We start from the raw sequence: 16,720 nt of genomic DNA on the forward strand, positions 1-16,720 counted from the left end.
ACCTTCACTTACCTTCCAGGCAGATTTATGGGCTCGTCTTTCTATTCAAGCTGGACATTCTGGGCACTGCTTTCGGCGGTATTCGCCGCCATGACGGCGATTTTCGGAAAAATCGGCATCACCGGCATCAACTCCGACTTCGCCACCCTGTTGCGTACCGTGGTGGTGTTGGTCAGCCTGGCACTGATTCTGTATGCCACCGGCCAATATCAGTCGCTGGGTTCAATCTCGGCGCGCAGCTATCTGTTTTTAGTGTTGTCGGGGCTTGCCACCGGGGCATCATGGATTTGCTACTACCGCGCCCTGCAACTGGGCCAGGCATCGCTCGTGGCCCCCGTGGACAAACTCAGCGTGGTGATTGTCGCCGTGCTCGGGGTCACGCTGCTGGGCGAGAAACTCGACATCCGCCAATGGGCTGGTATCAGTTTAATCACCGTGGGCGTGGTATTGCTTGCCTGGCGCAAGTAATCCGCGTCATCAGCGCCGGTGAGCCAGAGAACGCACCAGCCGGTCGCCCAGACTCTGCACACTCTGGACCAGAATCACCAACACCAGGACGGTGGCAAACATCACCTGATTGTTAAAACGCTGGTAACCGTATCGGATCGCCAGATCCCCCAACCCGCCGCCGCCAATGATCCCGGCCATGGATGAAAAGCCAATCAGCATCACCAGAGTCAGGGTAATGCCCGCCAGCAGCGCGGGCAGCGCCTCGGGCAGCAGCACTTTGAAAATCACATGCCAGATATCGCCGCCCATGGCCAGAATGGCTTCGATGCGACCCTTATCGACTTCATCAAGGGCATTTTCAACAATCCGGGCAAAGAACGGAAAGGCGCCAATGGTGATTGGCACCACCGCAGCCGTACTGCCCAGCGTCGTACCGACCAGCAACCGGGTCAACGGAATCAAGGCAATCAGCATCACCACAAAAGGTAGCGAACGGCCGATATTGACCAGCCCACCCACAGTTTTGTTGAGCCTGGGCATCGGGTACAGGCCGTTGCTGCGACTGATAAACAGCAACACGCCCAGAGGCAGACCGATCAGCAGGGTGAAGAGCCCCGCCAGCAGCACCATGTACAGGGTTTCACCGGTGGCATTGAGCACCAACTGCAAGATGTCGCTCCATTCAATTGTACGGTTCATGGACGTTCCACCCTGACGCCGCGTTGCTTGAGAAAATCCACCACCCGGCTCAATTGCGGCTCGGCGCTGTGCAGCCCAAGGGACACACGCAAACGCCCGACCCTGCGCCCAGCAACCGACTCGACGCCACTGGCCAGTAAGTCGACCTGTACGCCTTGCTGCTGAAGTTCGTTGATCACAGGAGCCGCCAGCAGATTGTCAAAAAAACTCAATTCCAGTGCCTGACTCTGATTGCCCAGGACGGTGCTGTAACCCGGCAGCAATGACCGGCCCAGGCTTGAATCCGGATTGGCCAGCAACTGCGCAATCGGCCCGGCTTCGACCAACCGACCGTGGGCCAGTGAGGCCGCGTGATTACAGATGGCCTTGACCACATCCAACTCGTGAGTGATCAGCACAATGGTCAACCCCAGTTGCCGGTTGATGTCGCGCAGCAGCTCAAGAATCGACGCCGTGGTGTCCGGGTCCAGGGCGCTGGTGGCTTCATCCGACAACAGATAAGCCGGTCGGGCAGCCAGGGCGCGGGCGATACCCACCCGCTGCTTCTGGCCTCCGGACAACTGCGAAGGAAACGCCTGGGCCTTGTCGCTCAACCCCACCAGATCGAGCAACTCACGCACGCGAATAGTGCGTTGCTCCTTGCTGACCCGGGCAATTTCCAGCGGCACCGCGATGTTGTCGAACACGTTGCGCGAGTGCAGCAGGTTGAAGCCTTGAAAAATCATGCCGATGCGCTGGCGTTGCTGGCGCAGTTCAAGTTCCGACAAGGCGGTCAGGTCCTTGCCGTCGAGTAAAATACGCCCTGAACATGGCCGCTCGAGTAGATTGAGGCACCGCAGCAGCGTCGATTTACCGGCACCGCTGCGCCCCAGAATCCCGTAGATCGCACCATCGGGGATACTTAAGGACACCTGGTCCAGCGCAGGTGCCTGCCCTGCCCCGTAGGTTTTGCTCAACTGCTCGACCGTGATCATGGCTTAGTGTCCAGCGCTGCAACCGGAATCACCGACCCGGAATAGTTGTCGGTAATGAACTTGCTCACCTGGGGCAAAGCCAGGTCCCTGGCCAGTTGCTTGATCCGTGGATCGTCCTGCAACTTGAGCGTGGTCACCACGATATTGGCATAGGGGTTGTGCTCGACCTTCTCCAGCCCCAGTGCATCCTTGGCCGGTACCAGTCCTGCTTCCAGGGCGTAATTGCCATTGATCACCGCCAGGTCCACGTCATCCAGCGCCCGGGGAATCTGTGGTGACTCGATTTCAAGGATTTTCAGTTGCTTTGGGTTCTCTGCGATGTCCTTGGGCGTCGCCTGATTGGCAGCAGGGTCGTTGAAACCTTCCTTTAGCTTGATCAGCCCGTTGTCCTGCAGCAGATACAGAGCGCGGCTCAGGTTAGTCACGTTATTGGGGACCGCCACCGTGCCATTTTGCGGCACTTGGTCGAAGCGTTGGTGGCGGTGAGAATAGATCCCCAGCGGCTCGATATGCACCGTCGCGGCGACGGCAAACTTCACCCCGAGGGCCTGCTCCTGAGAACGCAAAAACGGCAAGTGCTGGGTGTAATTGGCATCCACATCGCCATGTACCAGCAGTTCATTGGAGTTAACACCGGGCGGGATCTCGATGATCTTGAGGTTCAGTTGCGGGTCGATTTTTTGCACGTACTCCAGAATCTGCGCATGGGGCACCGCATCTGCTGCCACCCGTAGCGGCTGCTGGGCCAGCGCGTTGAAAGAAGCTACCAAAGCGCCGAGCACGGCCAGGGTCAGTCCTGTTTTTTTAAACATGTGGGTAATCCTTGATCTGGAGAAGGCTCAAGCGCTCAGCGCATTGGGGATCAACGCATCGGCGTAATAACGTTGTGCAACATCGGGGTGCGAGCGCAGACGGCCCTTGAGGTAGTTCCAGCCCACATCGCGAAACAATGGATTGGCCGGATCACTGACCGGGCCTCGTGCCTCGCGCAGCAGTGCAGCCGGCAAGGGATAAAGTGGCACCACGGCGTCCAACTGCGCGCCGAGGAAAAACGCAATCGACAAGCGCTCGCTGCCCTTGGCAGGTGACAGCACCCGATGCACCGTGGCACGCAGATAGCCGTTGGTGGCCAGTTCCAGCAATTCGCCGATGTTCACCACCAGGGTGTTGGCCCGAGGTAGCGCGTCAATCCAGCGCCCCTCTTCAATTTCGACTTGCAGACCCGCCTGTTGATCCTGCAACAGAAAGCTCAGGAAGCCCGAGTCCTTGTGGGCGCCGACGCCTTGATTACTCTCGTCAGACGCCTGCCCCGGGTAACGCATCAGTTTGATATGTTCATTGGGTTTATCGCCGTACAGCTGGTCAAAAGCTTCTGGCCCCAATGCCAGAGCCTGGGCAAAGGCACGCAACAAACGCAGCGACATGACGGTCATGGCCTGCTGCCAGTCCAGCAACAGTGGTTTGAGCGTGGGCAAGGCTTGCGGCCATTGGTTGGGCCCCTGCAAACGCGCCCAATACGGGCTGTTATCCGCGGTTGGCAATACCTCCCTTTCGGCTCCCAGATCGAACTGCTCGCGAAGGTCCGGCTTGCCCCGGGTAATCTCGGAAGCAGCGCGGTTATAACCGCGAAAATGGGGGGAATTGATCATGCCGACCGCGGTTTTGTCGCGGTCCGGCAAGGCAAAAAAACGGCGGGCGTGATCCTGTACCTGCTGCAACAACTCACTGTCGATGCCATGCCCCGTCAGGTAGAAAAAACCCACATCGCGAGCTGCGTCACGCAGATCTTCAAGGAACCCCTGGCGCTGGGCAGCCGTGCCATCGAGCAACGACAAGTCCAGGGTTGGCAAGGCAATGATGTCTCGTGTATGCGGCATGGTTCACTCCCATGTGAAGCAGCTGAAAGACCCTGGACCGAGAAGTGTCCGGCGCTGACTTAAAGCTAAACGATCTTAAAAACAGGTAATAAATATCGTTTTAGCATTAGCTTAGGTTCATTTCAGGCAGCTTTTCCCCGCCGATGACAGCCTGCAAACCACGCCCTGTACGGCACAACGACACTTTCAGACAGATCCGCGGCCGAGGGAGTGACATTTCCTGCAAGCCGATCCTAGTATTGCGGGCGTTACCCCCTGCCTCTAAAAAAATAACGTATGGAAACTCGACAAATGCCCTTCACCCGTACTCTTCTTGCTCTCTCTTTGGGCATGGCTCTACTGCAAAACCCGGCCTTCGCTGCGCCACCTCTGTCGATGGCCAACGGTGTTGCCCAAGTCAACACACAGGACAGCAACGCCTGGGTCGAGATCAACAAAACCGCGTTCGAACACAACATCCGTGTGCTACAAGCCACCCTCGCCGACAAGTCGAAAATCTGCGCTGTACTCAAGGCTGACGCCTACGGTCACGGTATCGGCCTGCTGATGCCATCGATCATCGCCACGGGTGTTCCGTGCGTGGGTGTCGCCAGCAACGAAGAAGCTCGCGTAGTGCGTGAAAGCGGCTTCAAGGGCCAGTTGATCCGCGTGCGTACGGCCGCCCTCAGCGAGCTGGAAGCCGCGCTGCCGTACAACATGGAAGAGTTGGTCGGAAACCTTGATTTCGCCGTCAAAGCCAGCCTGATCGCCGAAAAACACGGCCGTCCATTGGTGGTTCATCTGGGCCTTAACTCCAGCGGCATGAGCCGAAACGGCGTGGAAATGACCACTGCCGAAGGCCGCCGTGACGCGGTCGCGATCACCAAAGTACCTAACCTTGAAGTCCGTGCGATCATGACCCACTTCGCGGTTGAAGACGCCGACGACGTGCGTGCCGGTCTCAAGGCGTTCAACCAGCAGGCCCAGTGGTTGATCGACACGGCTCAACTGGATCGCAGCAAAATCACCCTGCACGCAGCCAACTCGTTTGCCACGCTTGAAGTGCCCGAGTCGCATCTGGACATGGTCCGCCCTGGCGGCGCGCTGTTCGGTGACACCGTGCCGTCCCACACCGACTACAAGCGCGTGATGCAATTCAAATCCCACGTCGCTTCGGTCAACAGCTACCCCAAAGGCAACACCGTGGGCTACGACCGCACTTACACCCTGGGCCGTGACTCGAAGCTGGCCAACATCACCGTTGGCTACTCCGATGGCTATCGTCGGGCCTTCACCAACAAAGGCATCGTGTTGATCAACGGCCACCGTGTACCAGTGGTGGGCAAAGTGTCGATGAACACACTGATGGTCGACGTTACCGACGCGCCGGATGTAAAAAGCGGCGATGAAGTTGTGCTGTTCGGACAACAGGGCAAGGCTGAAATCAGCCAGGCAGAAGTTGAAGACATCAACGGCGCACTGTTGGCCGACCTGTACACAGTGTGGGGCAACTCCAATCCCAAGATCCTGATCGAAAAATAACTCGACCCGGCAAACAACATGCGTGGGAGCGAACCTGTTCGCGAACTTCTCAAACCTTCGCGAGCAGGCTCGCTCCCACAGAGTGTCAGGTCGGGATGTATTCCTCCCTGACACCCGGCACTTGCAGAATCTTCCTGATCATCTCATCAGCCATCACTTTGGTCGTCCCCCTGAACTCGATGGTGACGCTTTCGGTATCACTGGTCGGCCCCTGCTCGATAACCAGCTGTTTGATCCTGTCCGAGCGCTCGCCTAAAATTTGCGTAAGCGTTTGCCACGACAACGCACTGGATGGCGCCACCAGCTTGACCACATGAATCTGCACATAATCGCGGTAGATTCGTTCCAGCGGTTTAATCACTACCAGAATCATCAGGATCAAAAAGGTAGCCGCCAGTCCCAACAGATAAAGCCCGCCCCCCACCGACAAACCGATGGCTGCCACAGCCCACAAGCTGGCTGCCGTATTGAGCCCCCTGATAACTTCACCACGGACCAGAATCGATCCGGCACCTAAAAAACCAATGCCGGTGACAACCTGAGCCGCGATCCGCGATGGGTCGAGCTGGGTGCCAGGCATGGTCAGCGCCTGCTGAAAACCAAAAGCCGAGACAATCATGAACAGGCAGGCACCGGTTGAGACCAGCATGTGCGTGCGAAGCCCGGCTGTCCAAAAATGATGCTCTCGCTGAAAGCCTATAAGGCTGCCGTAAAATGCCGCCAACAGCAGGCGAACACACATTTCTCCCTCAGAAATCATATCCGCTCCTCTTGCGCCGACGAGGCGCCAAGAATGCAGCATAGCTCGGCGCGAAGAATCGGCAGGCAAACCTGTGGCAGCGTCGCTCACAGAACAGAATCAAAGAATGTAAACAAGCCTGCTATGATCGGCGCTTTTCATCGACAGGATCGAATCGCGCCCAATGGATTACCGTCAGCCCTCCGAGCGCAAAAGCATGCATGCGCGCATCGTTCAAGAACTCGGCATGCAGATTGTTTCCGGGCGCTTTAAACCCGATGACAAACTGCCCGCCGAAGCCTTGTTGTGCGAAGAGTACGCCGTCAGCCGCCCCGTGTTGCGCGAAGCCACACGGGTATTGGTTGCCAAGGGCCTGGTGTATTCCCGCCCCCGGGTGGGCACCGTGGTCAAGCCGCGCCGCGAATGGCATATGCTCGACCCTGACGTACTGCACTGGCTGATGCAAAGCTCTCCGCAAAACGAGTTTTTTGCATTGCTGACCAGCGTGCGCAGCATCATCGAACCTGCCGTTGCAGCCCTCGCTGCTCAACACGCGACTGATGAAGAAGTGGCCTCGATCCGCGAAGCCTACGAGCGTATGGAAAACGCAGCGAGCCCCGAAGCGCTGTTGCAACCGGATCTGGACTTCCACAGCCGGATTGCCGACGCGACTCACAACGACCTGCTGGCCAATCTGTGCAATATGTTGTCGCTGGCTTTGCGTGAGGCGTTGAAGCACTCCAATCGCCGACCCAACCTGCATGAACTGGCCTTGCCTCGGCACAAGGCGATATTGACCGCCATCGAAAACCACGACGCCCTCGGCGCCCGGCATGCCACGCTGGTGCAACTGGATGATGCGCGAAACGCGCTGGATGTGGTGTTGGGTAACTGTTGAACACAGCGTTGTAGCCGCTGCCGAATGTATTGGGGATAGACAGAGACAAAAAAGGCGCCGCCCGATCACTCGGGCGACGCCTTTTGTACCCACGCAGTTTACGCCAGGCTTTTGCTCACCACTTCAAACACGTCGCTGGACAGCTCGCCCGAGCTGCGGATGCGCTCAAGCTCTGCCTTCATCAACGCCTGACGGGCGCTGTCGTATTTGCGCCAGCGGGTCAACGGTGCCAGTTGCCGCGAAGCAATCTGCGGGTTGAAGGCATTGAGCTGGATCACCAGATCCGCCAGGAAGCGATAGCCCGAACCATCAGCCGCATGGAAGTTGATCAGGTTTTGTCCGGCAAACGCACCGACCAGCGCCCGCACCTTGTTCGGGTTCTTGATGTTGAACGCCGGGTGCTCCATCAGCTCACGCACGCGCTGCAAACCACCAGGCTGGGTGCTTCCCGCCTGAACGCTGAACCACTGATCCATGACCAGCGGGTTGTCCTTGAACTGCTCGGCAAAACTGGCCAGCGCGGCGGCCTTTTCAGCCACAAATGGCGAGTTGATCAAGACGGCCAGGGCCGTCAGGCGCTCGGTCATGTTATCGCTGTGCTCGAACTGCTCCAGGGCCGCGGCCAGAACGTCAGGCTTGCCGGTAAGCATCAGGTACGACAGCGCGATGTTTTGCAGTGCGCGACGGGCAAAGTGCTCGGCTTCAGCCAGGTACGGGGTGACTTTCGACACGGCACGATTGGCCTGGTAACGCGCCCACAATCCTTCAAACAGGCTGTCGGCCAATTGCTTGCGAGCGAACTCGCGGGCAATGTGAATCGCGTCGACATCGGCCACGTCACTGATTTCAGTCAGGTAGGCTTCCCCTGGCAACGACAGCATTTCAGCCACCATCGCCTGATCCAGCTCAGGGTTGCCCAGCACACTGCGCAAGGCCTCAACCAGACGCTGGTCCATGACCAGTGCTTCGCCGCGTTGATGTTGAGCGATCAGCTCTTGCAGCACCTGCACTGACAGCTGTTGACCGGCATCCCAACGGTTAAAGCCGTCGGTGTCATGCTGCATCAGGAACATCAGTTGGTCACGGCTGTAGGCAAAGCTCAGCTTCACCGGGGCCGAGAACCCGCGCAGCAGCGAAGGCAACGGCTTTTGGTTGACGCCGATAAAGGTAAAGGTCTGCTCGGCTTCGGTCACCGACAGCACACGGCTGGTGCCGGACGCGGCAGTTTCACCCGCCAGTTGCAGCGCGATTTCAGCGCCCTGGGCGTTGAGCAGGCCCAGCTCCACCGGAATCACAAACGGCAGTTTTTCGACCTTGTCCGGGGTCGCCGGGCAGCTTTGGGCAAAGGTCAGGCTGTAGGTTTTTTGCTGTGCGTCATAGTGCTCACTCACCGCCAGACGCGGCGTACCCGCCTGGCTGTACCAGCGCTTGAACTGGCTCAGGTCGGCGCCGTTGGCGTCTTCCATGGCCTTGATAAAGTCGTCGCAGGTCACGGCTTGGCCGTCATGGCGCTCGAAGTACAGATCGCTGCCTTTGCGGAAACCCTCGGCCCCCAGCAAGGTGTGGATCATGCGCACCACCTCCGAACCCTTCTCATAAACGGTCAGGGTGTAGAAGTTGGAGATTTCGATAAAGCTGTCCGGGCGCACCGCGTGGGCCATCGGGCCTGCGTCTTCAGCGAACTGGTGGGTGCGCAAAAAGGCCACATCCTGGATGCGTTTAACGGTGCGCGAGTTCATGTCTGCCGAGAACTCGGAATCACGGAATACCGTAAAGCCTTCCTTGAGCGACAGCTGGAACCAGTCACGGCAGGTCACGCGGTTGCCCGACCAGTTGTGGAAGTACTCGTGGGCGACGATGGCCTCGACCCGCTGGTGAGCGGCGTCGGTAGCGGTTTCGGCGCGGGCCAGCACGGCGCTGGAGTTGAAGATATTGAGGCCCTTGTTCTCCATCGCGCCCATGTTGAAGTCGTTCACGGCCACGATCATGAAGATATCCAGATCGTACTCACGACCGTAGGTTTCTTCGTCCCAGCGCATGGATTTTTTCAGGCTGGTCATGGCGTGCTGGCACTTGTCGATGTTTTCCGGCTCGACATAAATACGCAGCGCCACAGTGCGCTCGCTCATGGTGGTGAAGGTATCTTCAACGCACCACAGATCACCGGCAACCAGCGCAAACAGGTAGGCCGGTTTCATGAACGGGTCCTCCCAGGTCGCCCAGTGCCGACCGTCTTCATCGGGGCCGCTGGCAATCGGGTTGCCGTTGGACAGCAGAATCGGATAGCGGTGCTGCTCAGCCACCACAGTGGTGGTGAACGTGCTCATCACGTCCGGACGGTCGAGGTAATAGGTGATCTTGCGAAAGCCTTCGGCCTCGCACTGGGTGCAGAACATCCCGCCGGACTTGTACAGGCCTTCCAGCGCGGTGTTGGTTTCGGGGTGGATCCTGACGCTGGTATCGACCACAAACTGCGCGGTGGTCGGGTGCAGGGTCAAGTGGCTGTCGTCGAGCTGATAATCAACCGCCGTGAGTTCGGCGTCGTCGAGTTTGACCGACAGCAATTCAAGCTGCTGACCGTCCAGCATCAGTGCCGGGAAACCCGCGCCACGGGCAGGATTACGGCGCATCACCAGTTGCGCATGGACCAGCGTGTGGTCCTCGAACAACTCGAAGGTCAGGTGCGTTTCGTCGATCAGATACTCAGGCGCCTGGTAGTCCTTCAGGTAGATCATTTGCGGTTGTTCGGTGCGCATGCTGGAGTCCTTTTACTGATGCACGGCCATCTGGTAGGCCGTGTATTTGCGGATATTGATAACGCCGGTGTCAAAGATCAGGTACTGGCCCTTGATCCCCATCAGCGTGCCTTCAACGATCGGATCTTTATCCAGATTAAAGCTGACGATCTTGCTCGGGTACTGCTCGACCGGGTAGTGAATCTCGATGGGCTCGACCTCATGTAGCGGCTGGACCGCTTGCAGGCCAAAACGCTCCTGCAGGGTTTGCATGCCTTCGGCGCAGCTCTCGAACAGTTGTGCACGCACCGCGGCGAGGTCCACAGGCGCAGCGTCGCCCTTGAGCAGTGCACGCCAGTTGGTGCGGTCGGCCACTTGCGAGCGGAACAGGTCTTCAACAAACCCCGATTGCTGACGGGTTGCCACCCGCACAATCGGCAGTGCCTGACTGGCACCCTGATCCAGCCAGCGCGTGGGTAACTGCGTGGCACGAGTAATACCGACCTTGACCCCGGAGGAGTTGGCCAGATACACCACGTGATCAGTCATGCAGAACTGCTCGCCCCACGACGGATCACGGCAGGTGCCTGCATCGTAATGGCAACGCTCCGGGCTCATGATGCAGACATCGCATTGCGCCAGCTTGGTCATGCACGGGTAGCAGTAGCCCTGACTGAAGCTTTTTTTGGTTTTGCGCCCGCAGTGGGAGCAGTTGATCTGCCCCAGGTATTCGAGACGCAGTTTGGTGCCGATCAAGGGATTGACCGGCACCTCGGTATCGCCCAAACGAAACGCATATTGAACGGTCGGCGTTTCAAGGCTTGCCGACATTTTGCTGATTGCACCGCGACCAATCTCAATCAATGGATAGCATCCGATTTGAACAGGATGTTCGGCACTGGCGCCGATTTGGAGCTGCACTCTTGCGGCCCCATGTAACCGGTGCGCTGGTCTTCTGGCAGGTTTTGCACTTCCCAGGCAATCATCGCTTGCAGCGACAGTTCGCGTTGTTCGGCAGTCAGCTTATTGCCATCAGCCCATTTACCGATTTCCACGGCCAGTTTCAGGCTCTGATAAATATCGGGGGTGATGTTTTGAATCATTTCGTTGAAAGAGGACATGGTTCTGTTTCCACTCTTTAATAATTTGAGGTGTAAGGCTTATCGCAAATCCATTCGTAGCAGCTGCCGAAGGCTGCGTTCGATTGCGAAGCGATCGTAAAACCTGAAAACCGGATTCAACAGGTATAACGCAGTGCCTGATTTTACGACGACTGCGTCGCCGAACGCAGCCTTCGGCAGCTGCTACGGGTGCATAGCAAGCTTACGCCGCGCCCACAGACCGCCCAGTAAACCGGTCAGGCAACCGATCAGCAAGCCGCCCACATGGGCCGCGTTGGCAATCTGGCCGAAGCCGATCATCGACACCAGCCCGGACATGCACAGTGCCAGCCACACCAGCATCATCACCAATACCCCGCGAGGCAGGTGGTACATGGGGTTTGGCGCCATCATCTGGTAAATCCAGACATGCCCCAACAGCCCGTACAACACACCCGACAACCCGCCGAACAGGCTCGGCCCGCCAAACAGGTACTGGGCGAAGTTGGACACCAGGCTAAACAGCAGGCTCAGGCCGATCAGGTTGATACTGCCCTGGCGCATTTCAATGCGCCGTCCCAGCTCCCAGTACCACATGCCGTTCATGGCGATGTGCAGAAAGCCGAAGTGAATCAGCATCGGGGTAACCAGTCGCCACCACTGCCCCGACGCCAGGCTGTCGGACAACGGCACAAATGTTATGTACTGTCCTTGAATACTGAAATCGACGAAGGTCAGCGCGCTCAGGGTCGACAAGTTGTCACCCAGTTGCGTCACGGCCGCCACGATCACGCACAACAGCAACACGATTGCGGTAGCCGGGCTGTCGCGCAGTTGCTGGGCGAAGCCGGGCCGGGTCATCGCAGGTGGCCGCTCAACGATAGGCAACTCATGCTCGGGATCACCCGCCGGGAAGCGCTGATACAAACTGCGCACATCGTCAGCAATAGTTTCGGGGGCCCACAGCACCTGTTCGCCAGCCTCTTCACTGACCCGATGCGGCACCTGCATGCGCCTGAGCAGACCAACAAAAGCGCTGAGATCAACAGACAGCGGCAAACGTAAAACAGCTACAACACTCATTGAATGGCCTCAGGGCGATCTACGTCTACCCATACAAATTTGTTCGGATCCAGCCGGGTTTCCTGATCCAGACGATAAGCCACCAGCTTGCCGTACAACACCGCGCTGTAATCCAGGCACGCCAGGTTTGGCCGGATCGGCGCGGGTTGGCCACTGCGCCAGTAATGCCCGACAAACAACAGCGGCTCATCACTGCCGTAGCGTAACAAGGCACCTTTTTCCGTGGAGGACAGGGGCTGCTGCGCTACCCGCTCGGGCAAAGCATCAGGCTGGAACACGATATCGCCGTAGGTCTTGGGGTCGTCTTCCCAGAATTTGGTGCGAAAGAACGCCCGCGTCAGGCCGTCGCCACCGGTCAGGGTCATGCCGCCTGGCAGACGCATGTCGGTGCCGCGCAACAGTCGATTGAAGCTGAGGTTGGCAAAACTATCGGGCTCTGCCGCCGCCTGCAAGAACGCCTCGTCGATACAGCCGTCGGGGTATTGCGCACGCAAGGTACTGATCACCTCGGCATCCCAGCAGGCATGGACCACCCGGAAGCGCCCTGCGTCGACAAACAGCGGCATGTCGTAAAACCACTGCACGAATTCACGCCATTCAACGGGGTACTTGTCGAACTGCTCAAGGGTTTCGTGAATCAGACGGGCATGCCGTGCTGTGTGCTCACGCACAAATTGCTTGCCACTGCTGACCGGTGCGGGGGTGCACCAGCCCAGCGCGTTGAATTCATGGTTGCCCATCAGGCACAGGGCCTGACCGGCGCGAACCATGTCGTAAACAATATGCAGCGACTCGCGAATCCGCGGGCCGCGATCAATGATGTCACCCAGGAACACCGCTATCCGTTGCGGGTGTCGCCAGATACCGGCGAGTTTGCGATAGCCCAGACGCTCCAGCAGGTGCTCAAGAGTATGAGCACAGCCATGCACGTCACCGATCAGATCGTAACTGCGCGCTGGATCGAGCATCAGTCAGCCCTACCGCCCAGTCGGCTACCCCAGCCAAGCTTGGTCCGACACACTTCATAGTAGTTGTGGTCCAACGGGTGGATCAGGCGCAGCTTTTGCGCTTTTTTGCTGACGTTAATAGTATCGCCAGGTGCACAGGTGAAATGGTTCTGACCATCGCATGAGACTTGCGGGTAGATCTGCATGTCCTTGGCCACCACGATTTTAAGCTCGCTGTTGCCATCGACCACAATCGGGCGACTGCTGAGGGTATGCGGGTACATTGGCACAATTACGATTGCGTCGAGCTTGGGGTGCATGATCGGGCCACCCGCTGACATCGCGTAGGCCGTGGAGCCGGTGGGCGTTGCCACGATCAGGCCGTCGGCCTTTTGGCTGCATACGAACTGACCGTCGATATGCAGTTCGAACTCGATCATGCGCGTGGACTTGCCGGGGTGCAGCACCACGTCATTCAGGGCGTCGCCCTGGCCAATGGCCTCGCCGTGACGGCGGACTTCGGCTTGCAACAGAAAACGGTTTTCAACCAGGTAGTGGCCGTCGAGCACCTCGGCCACCTTGACTTCCAGCTCATCGGGGCGGATGTCGGTCAAGAAGCCCAGGCTGCCACGGTTGATGCCCAGTACCGGGACATTGTGCCGGGCCAGTGCCCGCGCGGCGCCAAGCAAACTGCCATCGCCGCCGACCACTATCACCATGTCGCACACTTCACCGAGCATTTTACGCGACGAGGTTTGCAGACCATGACCGGGCAACACCTCGGCGATGGTGTCTTCAAGGATCACGTGCATGTGCCGCTCAAGCAGGAATTTTTTCAGTCGGCGAACCGTGTCGAGCACTTGCGAGCTGCCCAGACGACCTATGATGCCGATATTGCGAAATTGCTCCATGGGGCTCCTGCGGGATTCAATACGTGCGAAAACAACGATTATGGGCGAAAGACCACGATAGACAAAACCCTTTCAGCCCTCAGGACAGCTATGCTCGGACAATGACCCTCTTCCCCGACTTGCTCAACCTGCCCCGCCAACTGCGCCACCCTGCGGTGCGCGATCTGGCGTGGGTGATTCTCGCCCCGCCGATGCTGATCCAGACACCCTGGCCACAACGCCATCCGTTGGCGGGCAGTGACTGGGTCCAGGCTCCGGAACAACTGGAACGCTGGTTGCGTGAACTGGATCAGCACAGTGAGCCCCTCCAGCACTGGCTCGAACTGGCCACTACCCGGCGGCTGGGGCGCTATTACGAACGGTTGTGGCAATTTGCCGTGCAGCACGCCCCCGGCGTTGAGTTGGTGGCCGCCAACCTGCCGATCCGCCTGGGCGGGCATACACTGGGCGAACTCGACTTATTGCTGCGTGACCGCGAAGGCGTGCATCACCTGGAACTGGCGATCAAGCTCTACCTCGCTCCTCAGGACGGTGACGGCACGGACCCTGCGCAATGGCTCGGCCCCGGCAGCAATGACCGGTTGGACCGCAAACTCAAGCACTTCAGCCAACATCAGTTACCCATGTCGGGCCGCCCCGAAAGCCGCGAAATCCTCGCCAGCCTGGATATCCAGACGTTCAGCGCGCACTTGTGGCTCGGTGGTTACTTGCTGTACCCGTGGCCCGGTGAGGCCAGCTCACCTGCCGGGGCCAACCCGCAGCACCTGCGTGGGCGCTGGCTGCATCAGCGCGACTGGCCAGCGTTTGCCCGCCAGAGCCCTGCCGGCTGCTGGCAACCCCTGCCCCGACATGCCTGGCTCGCCCCGGCGCACTATGGCCCTGAAGGTATATGGACTGCACAACAGCTGGACATCTGGCTGACAGAACTGCACCCCCAGGCCCCAGCGCAACTGCTGGTGCGCCTGAGTGAAAATGAAGACGGTGACTGGGAAGAAGCCGAACGCTTGTTTTTAGTCTCTGATTTTTGGCCAAATGTGCCGGGAACCCCCGAAAGCTGACACATCTCAAGTGCAAAATTGCCCAACGCGCTTAAAGTAACAGCACTCCGTCAAACAAGAATGGAGGCTTCAGACCTGAACTGTGAGGAAACACCATGTCCTGGAAAAGCACCGCCCAACATTACAGCCGAATGTCCATCGCCCTGCACTGGCTTATGGTGCTGTTGTTTGTACTGATTTATGCGTCAATCGAATTTCGCGGCATCTTCCCCAAAGACAGCGACGGCCGCAACCTGATGAAGGACGCGCACTTTATGCTCGGGCTGACGGTGTTTGCGCTGGTCTGGCTGCGACTGCTGGCCCGAACGCTGGGTGCAGCGCCGAAAATCACGCCAACCCCGCCTGCCTGGCAAACAGCCCTTGCCACGTTGATGCACTGGGCGTTGTACGTGTTCATGATCGCCATGCCGGTATTGGGCTATCTGGTATTGAGCTACAACGACAAGCCAGTGTACTTCTACGGCTTCGACATCCTGCCGCTGACCGCCAAAGACCCGGACTTCGCCAAGCAAATCAAAAGCTGGCACGAACTGGGCGGCACCATCGGCTATTGGCTGATCGGCTTGCACGCCGTAGCAGGGCTGGCGCACCACTATTTGATCAAGGACAACACCCTGTTGCGCATGCTGCCTAAACGCGGCTAAACCCAGCCCCCCTTTTTTTAAACTACAAACCCCCGGCGGCCTTGTAAGCCGCCGGTGTGGACGAATACCAGACGTTTGCCCCGTGTAATACTCCCCTCTTTCACCGCTTGCTCAAGCGCCATTAATGCCTTGGCTGTATACAGCGGCTCCAATGGCACACCACTGGCCGTTTCACTGGCCTGAATAAACCCCAGTAATGCCGGATCAACCTTGGCAAAACCGCCACGGCTGGCATCGATCAGCTCGAAATTGCGTTCGTTGTGCCCTGCCGTCTGCAAGATCGCCGCCACCTGCGGGGCCACCCCGTGATCCGTCGGCACTGCCAGCGCGCCATAAACCCTGCGCTCACCCCCCTCGCCCAACACCAGCCCGGCCAGGGTTGTGCCAGTACCTGCCGCCAACCACCAGCCGTCGTAATCATCCCAGCCCACATCCACCAGTTGCTCACGCAGCATAGCCACCAGCGGCACACAGCCCAGTGCACCCGCCAGGCCACCACCGCCTTCCGGAACCTGCTGCAAACCCGGATACAAGGCTTGCCAGGGCTGCCAGAAATCGGGCTCATGGCGTGCCCGGTAACCAGCAAAGCCCAGCCAGTGCAACTGCATGCCATAGCGTTCAAGGTCCAGCGTAGTGGGGGTTTGCTGCACATGGCCGCGCAATAGCCCCACCGTGGCAAAGCCAAAACGCTTGCCGGCTGCCGCCAGGGCATGCAAATGGTTGGAGTGGGCACCGCCCAAGCTGATCAGCCCCTCAGCCCCCGCCTCCTGGGCCGCACGTAAATGCTCGGTCAGCTTGAACCACTTGTTGCCGCTGATCAGCGGATCAATCAAGTCCAGGCGCAGCACTGCCACCTCCACCCCGGCCTGTTGCAGCCAGTCAAGATGCAAACGCTGCAAGGGTGCATGGGGGTGCCAGTCGATCAAGGGCAGCATGGGAAGGCTCAATTGGAAAAAGAGCGAGTTTACAGCAGCCTGTCGATTTTCATGTTCAGGGTGCCCAATAACCTGACTCGACTGCAGGCTTCTTGGTAAGGTGTGCGCCGAATTTCGTAGCCTCGCTGTGGCTGCTGCTATCTGTTTAA

17 protein-coding genes are annotated in these 16,720 nt (G+C 58.6%); 5 read left to right on the plus strand and 12 right to left on the minus strand.

The genetic code is table 11. The features are described 5' to 3' along the window. Positions 1-27 precede the first annotated feature (27 nt). A complete protein-coding gene (locus U5A05_RS13510; protein ID WP_261738409.1) occupies positions 28-468 on the plus strand; it encodes an EamA family transporter in 441 nt (146 codons plus the stop codon). 9 nt (positions 469-477) lie between these two features. Here the strand turns inward: U5A05_RS13510 and U5A05_RS13515 are convergent, their stop codons facing one another. From U5A05_RS13515 to U5A05_RS13530, 4 genes are read right to left on the minus strand one after another with little or no spacing between them, the layout of a single operon-like run. Then, a complete protein-coding gene (locus U5A05_RS13515; protein WP_343228827.1) occupies positions 478-1,149 on the minus strand; it encodes a methionine ABC transporter permease in 672 nt (223 codons plus the stop codon). Then, entirely contained in the window at positions 1,146-2,123 is a 978-nt protein-coding gene (locus tag U5A05_RS13520; protein ID WP_321833328.1) for a methionine ABC transporter ATP-binding protein, read from the minus strand. Before U5A05_RS13520 ends, U5A05_RS13515 begins: the two co-directional genes overlap by 4 nt. Beyond that, complete coding sequence (locus tag U5A05_RS13525; RefSeq protein WP_321833330.1) at positions 2,120-2,935, minus strand: MetQ/NlpA family ABC transporter substrate-binding protein; 816 nt, start codon at positions 2,933-2,935, stop codon at positions 2,120-2,122. The genes U5A05_RS13520 and U5A05_RS13525 overlap by 4 nt, the downstream gene beginning before the upstream one ends. Before the next feature lie 27 nt (positions 2,936-2,962). Next, entirely contained in the window at positions 2,963-4,000 is a 1,038-nt protein-coding gene (locus U5A05_RS13530) for an isopenicillin N synthase family dioxygenase (protein WP_321833332.1), read from the minus strand. Positions 4,001-4,291: 291 nt separating this feature from the next. Here U5A05_RS13530 and alr point away from each other — a divergent pair, with 291 nt between their 5' ends. Further along, positions 4,292-5,521, plus strand: coding sequence for an alanine racemase (gene alr, locus U5A05_RS13535; protein ID WP_261738413.1), 1,230 nt, complete (start codon positions 4,292-4,294; stop codon positions 5,519-5,521). An 85-nt stretch (positions 5,522-5,606) separates the two neighbouring features. On the opposite strand, the gene U5A05_RS13540 is transcribed toward alr, so the two are convergent. After that, positions 5,607-6,371, minus strand: a complete 765-nt coding sequence (locus U5A05_RS13540; protein ID WP_261738414.1) for an MgtC/SapB family protein — start codon at positions 6,369-6,371, stop codon at positions 5,607-5,609. Positions 6,372-6,444: 73 nt separating this feature from the next. On the opposite strand from U5A05_RS13540, the gene U5A05_RS13545 reads away from it, so the two are divergent. Beyond that, positions 6,445-7,158, plus strand: a complete 714-nt coding sequence (locus tag U5A05_RS13545; RefSeq protein ID WP_261738415.1) for a FadR/GntR family transcriptional regulator — start codon at positions 6,445-6,447, stop codon at positions 7,156-7,158. A 98-nt stretch (positions 7,159-7,256) separates the two neighbouring features. Here the strand turns inward: U5A05_RS13545 and pepN are convergent, their stop codons facing one another. The 6 genes from pepN to U5A05_RS13575 form a co-directional block, all read right to left on the minus strand. Beyond that, entirely contained in the window at positions 7,257-9,914 is a 2,658-nt protein-coding gene (gene pepN / locus U5A05_RS13550; RefSeq protein ID WP_321833335.1) for an aminopeptidase N, read from the minus strand. A gap of 12 nt (positions 9,915-9,926) precedes the next feature. Further along, the gene (locus tag U5A05_RS13555) at positions 9,927-10,757 is read right to left on the minus strand and encodes a DUF2797 domain-containing protein (RefSeq protein WP_321833336.1); all 831 of its coding nucleotides are present in this window, start codon (positions 10,755-10,757) and stop codon (positions 9,927-9,929) included. Continuing rightward, a complete protein-coding gene (locus tag U5A05_RS13560; protein WP_261738418.1) occupies positions 10,754-11,014 on the minus strand; it encodes a YeaC family protein in 261 nt (86 codons plus the stop codon). The genes U5A05_RS13555 and U5A05_RS13560 overlap by 4 nt, the downstream gene beginning before the upstream one ends. Before the next feature lie 183 nt (positions 11,015-11,197). Further along, positions 11,198-12,076, minus strand: coding sequence for a rhomboid family intramembrane serine protease (locus U5A05_RS13565; RefSeq protein ID WP_261738419.1), 879 nt, complete (start codon positions 12,074-12,076; stop codon positions 11,198-11,200). Continuing rightward, entirely contained in the window at positions 12,073-13,044 is a 972-nt protein-coding gene (locus U5A05_RS13570) for a metallophosphoesterase (RefSeq protein WP_261738420.1), read from the minus strand. Before U5A05_RS13570 ends, U5A05_RS13565 begins: the two co-directional genes overlap by 4 nt. Beyond that, entirely contained in the window at positions 13,044-13,934 is an 891-nt protein-coding gene (locus tag U5A05_RS13575) for an NAD(+) kinase (protein WP_095000386.1), read from the minus strand. Before U5A05_RS13575 ends, U5A05_RS13570 begins: the two co-directional genes overlap by 1 nt. 101 nt (positions 13,935-14,035) lie before the next feature. Here U5A05_RS13575 and U5A05_RS13580 point away from each other — a divergent pair, with 101 nt between their 5' ends. Together U5A05_RS13580 and U5A05_RS13585 are read left to right on the plus strand one after the other, a co-directional pair. Continuing rightward, positions 14,036-14,992, plus strand: a complete 957-nt coding sequence (locus tag U5A05_RS13580; protein WP_321833345.1) for a DUF1853 family protein — start codon at positions 14,036-14,038, stop codon at positions 14,990-14,992. 95 nt (positions 14,993-15,087) lie between these two features. Next, on the plus strand, positions 15,088-15,636 hold the full coding sequence (locus U5A05_RS13585; RefSeq protein ID WP_261738422.1) for a cytochrome b: 549 nt from the start codon (positions 15,088-15,090) through the stop codon (positions 15,634-15,636). 17 nt (positions 15,637-15,653) lie between these two features. Here U5A05_RS13585 and U5A05_RS13590 read toward each other — a convergent pair whose 3' ends face one another. Beyond that, positions 15,654-16,571 (minus strand): 1-aminocyclopropane-1-carboxylate deaminase/D-cysteine desulfhydrase, encoded by a 918-nt coding sequence (locus tag U5A05_RS13590; protein ID WP_321833347.1) that lies wholly within the window; start codon positions 16,569-16,571, stop codon positions 15,654-15,656. Positions 16,572-16,720 lie beyond the last annotated feature (149 nt).

This window comes from Pseudomonas kulmbachensis (assembly GCF_963681935.1).
Taxonomy (GTDB): Bacteria; Pseudomonadota; Gammaproteobacteria; order Pseudomonadales; family Pseudomonadaceae; genus Aquipseudomonas; species Aquipseudomonas kulmbachensis.

Bases quoted from the DNA above. Each gene is read 5' to 3' on its own strand.
- U5A05_RS13510 (WP_261738409.1), top strand. From the start codon at position 28: ATGGGCTCGTCTTTCTATTCAAGCTGGACATTCTGGGCACTGCTTTCG.
- U5A05_RS13515 (WP_343228827.1), bottom strand. From the start codon at position 1,149: ATGAACCGTACAATTGAATGGAGCGACATCTTGCAGTTGGTGCTCAAT.
- U5A05_RS13520 (WP_321833328.1), bottom strand. From the start codon at position 2,123: ATGATCACGGTCGAGCAGTTGAGCAAAACCTACGGGGCAGGGCAGGCA.
- U5A05_RS13525 (WP_321833330.1), bottom strand. From the start codon at position 2,935: ATGTTTAAAAAAACAGGACTGACCCTGGCCGTGCTCGGCGCTTTGGTA.
- U5A05_RS13530 (WP_321833332.1), bottom strand. From the start codon at position 4,000: ATGCCGCATACACGAGACATCATTGCCTTGCCAACCCTGGACTTGTCG.
- alr (WP_261738413.1), top strand. From the start codon at position 4,292: ATGCCCTTCACCCGTACTCTTCTTGCTCTCTCTTTGGGCATGGCTCTA.
- U5A05_RS13545 (WP_261738415.1), top strand. From the start codon at position 6,445: ATGGATTACCGTCAGCCCTCCGAGCGCAAAAGCATGCATGCGCGCATC.
- pepN (WP_321833335.1), bottom strand. From the start codon at position 9,914: ATGCGCACCGAACAACCGCAAATGATCTACCTGAAGGACTACCAGGCG.
- U5A05_RS13560 (WP_261738418.1), bottom strand. From the start codon at position 11,014: ATGTCCTCTTTCAACGAAATGATTCAAAACATCACCCCCGATATTTAT.
- U5A05_RS13565 (WP_261738419.1), bottom strand. From the start codon at position 12,076: ATGAGTGTTGTAGCTGTTTTACGTTTGCCGCTGTCTGTTGATCTCAGC.
- U5A05_RS13570 (WP_261738420.1), bottom strand. From the start codon at position 13,044: ATGCTCGATCCAGCGCGCAGTTACGATCTGATCGGTGACGTGCATGGC.
- U5A05_RS13575 (WP_095000386.1), bottom strand. From the start codon at position 13,934: ATGGAGCAATTTCGCAATATCGGCATCATAGGTCGTCTGGGCAGCTCG.
- U5A05_RS13580 (WP_321833345.1), top strand. From the start codon at position 14,036: ATGACCCTCTTCCCCGACTTGCTCAACCTGCCCCGCCAACTGCGCCAC.
- U5A05_RS13585 (WP_261738422.1), top strand. From the start codon at position 15,088: ATGTCCTGGAAAAGCACCGCCCAACATTACAGCCGAATGTCCATCGCC.
- U5A05_RS13590 (WP_321833347.1), bottom strand. From the start codon at position 16,571: ATGCTGCCCTTGATCGACTGGCACCCCCATGCACCCTTGCAGCGTTTG.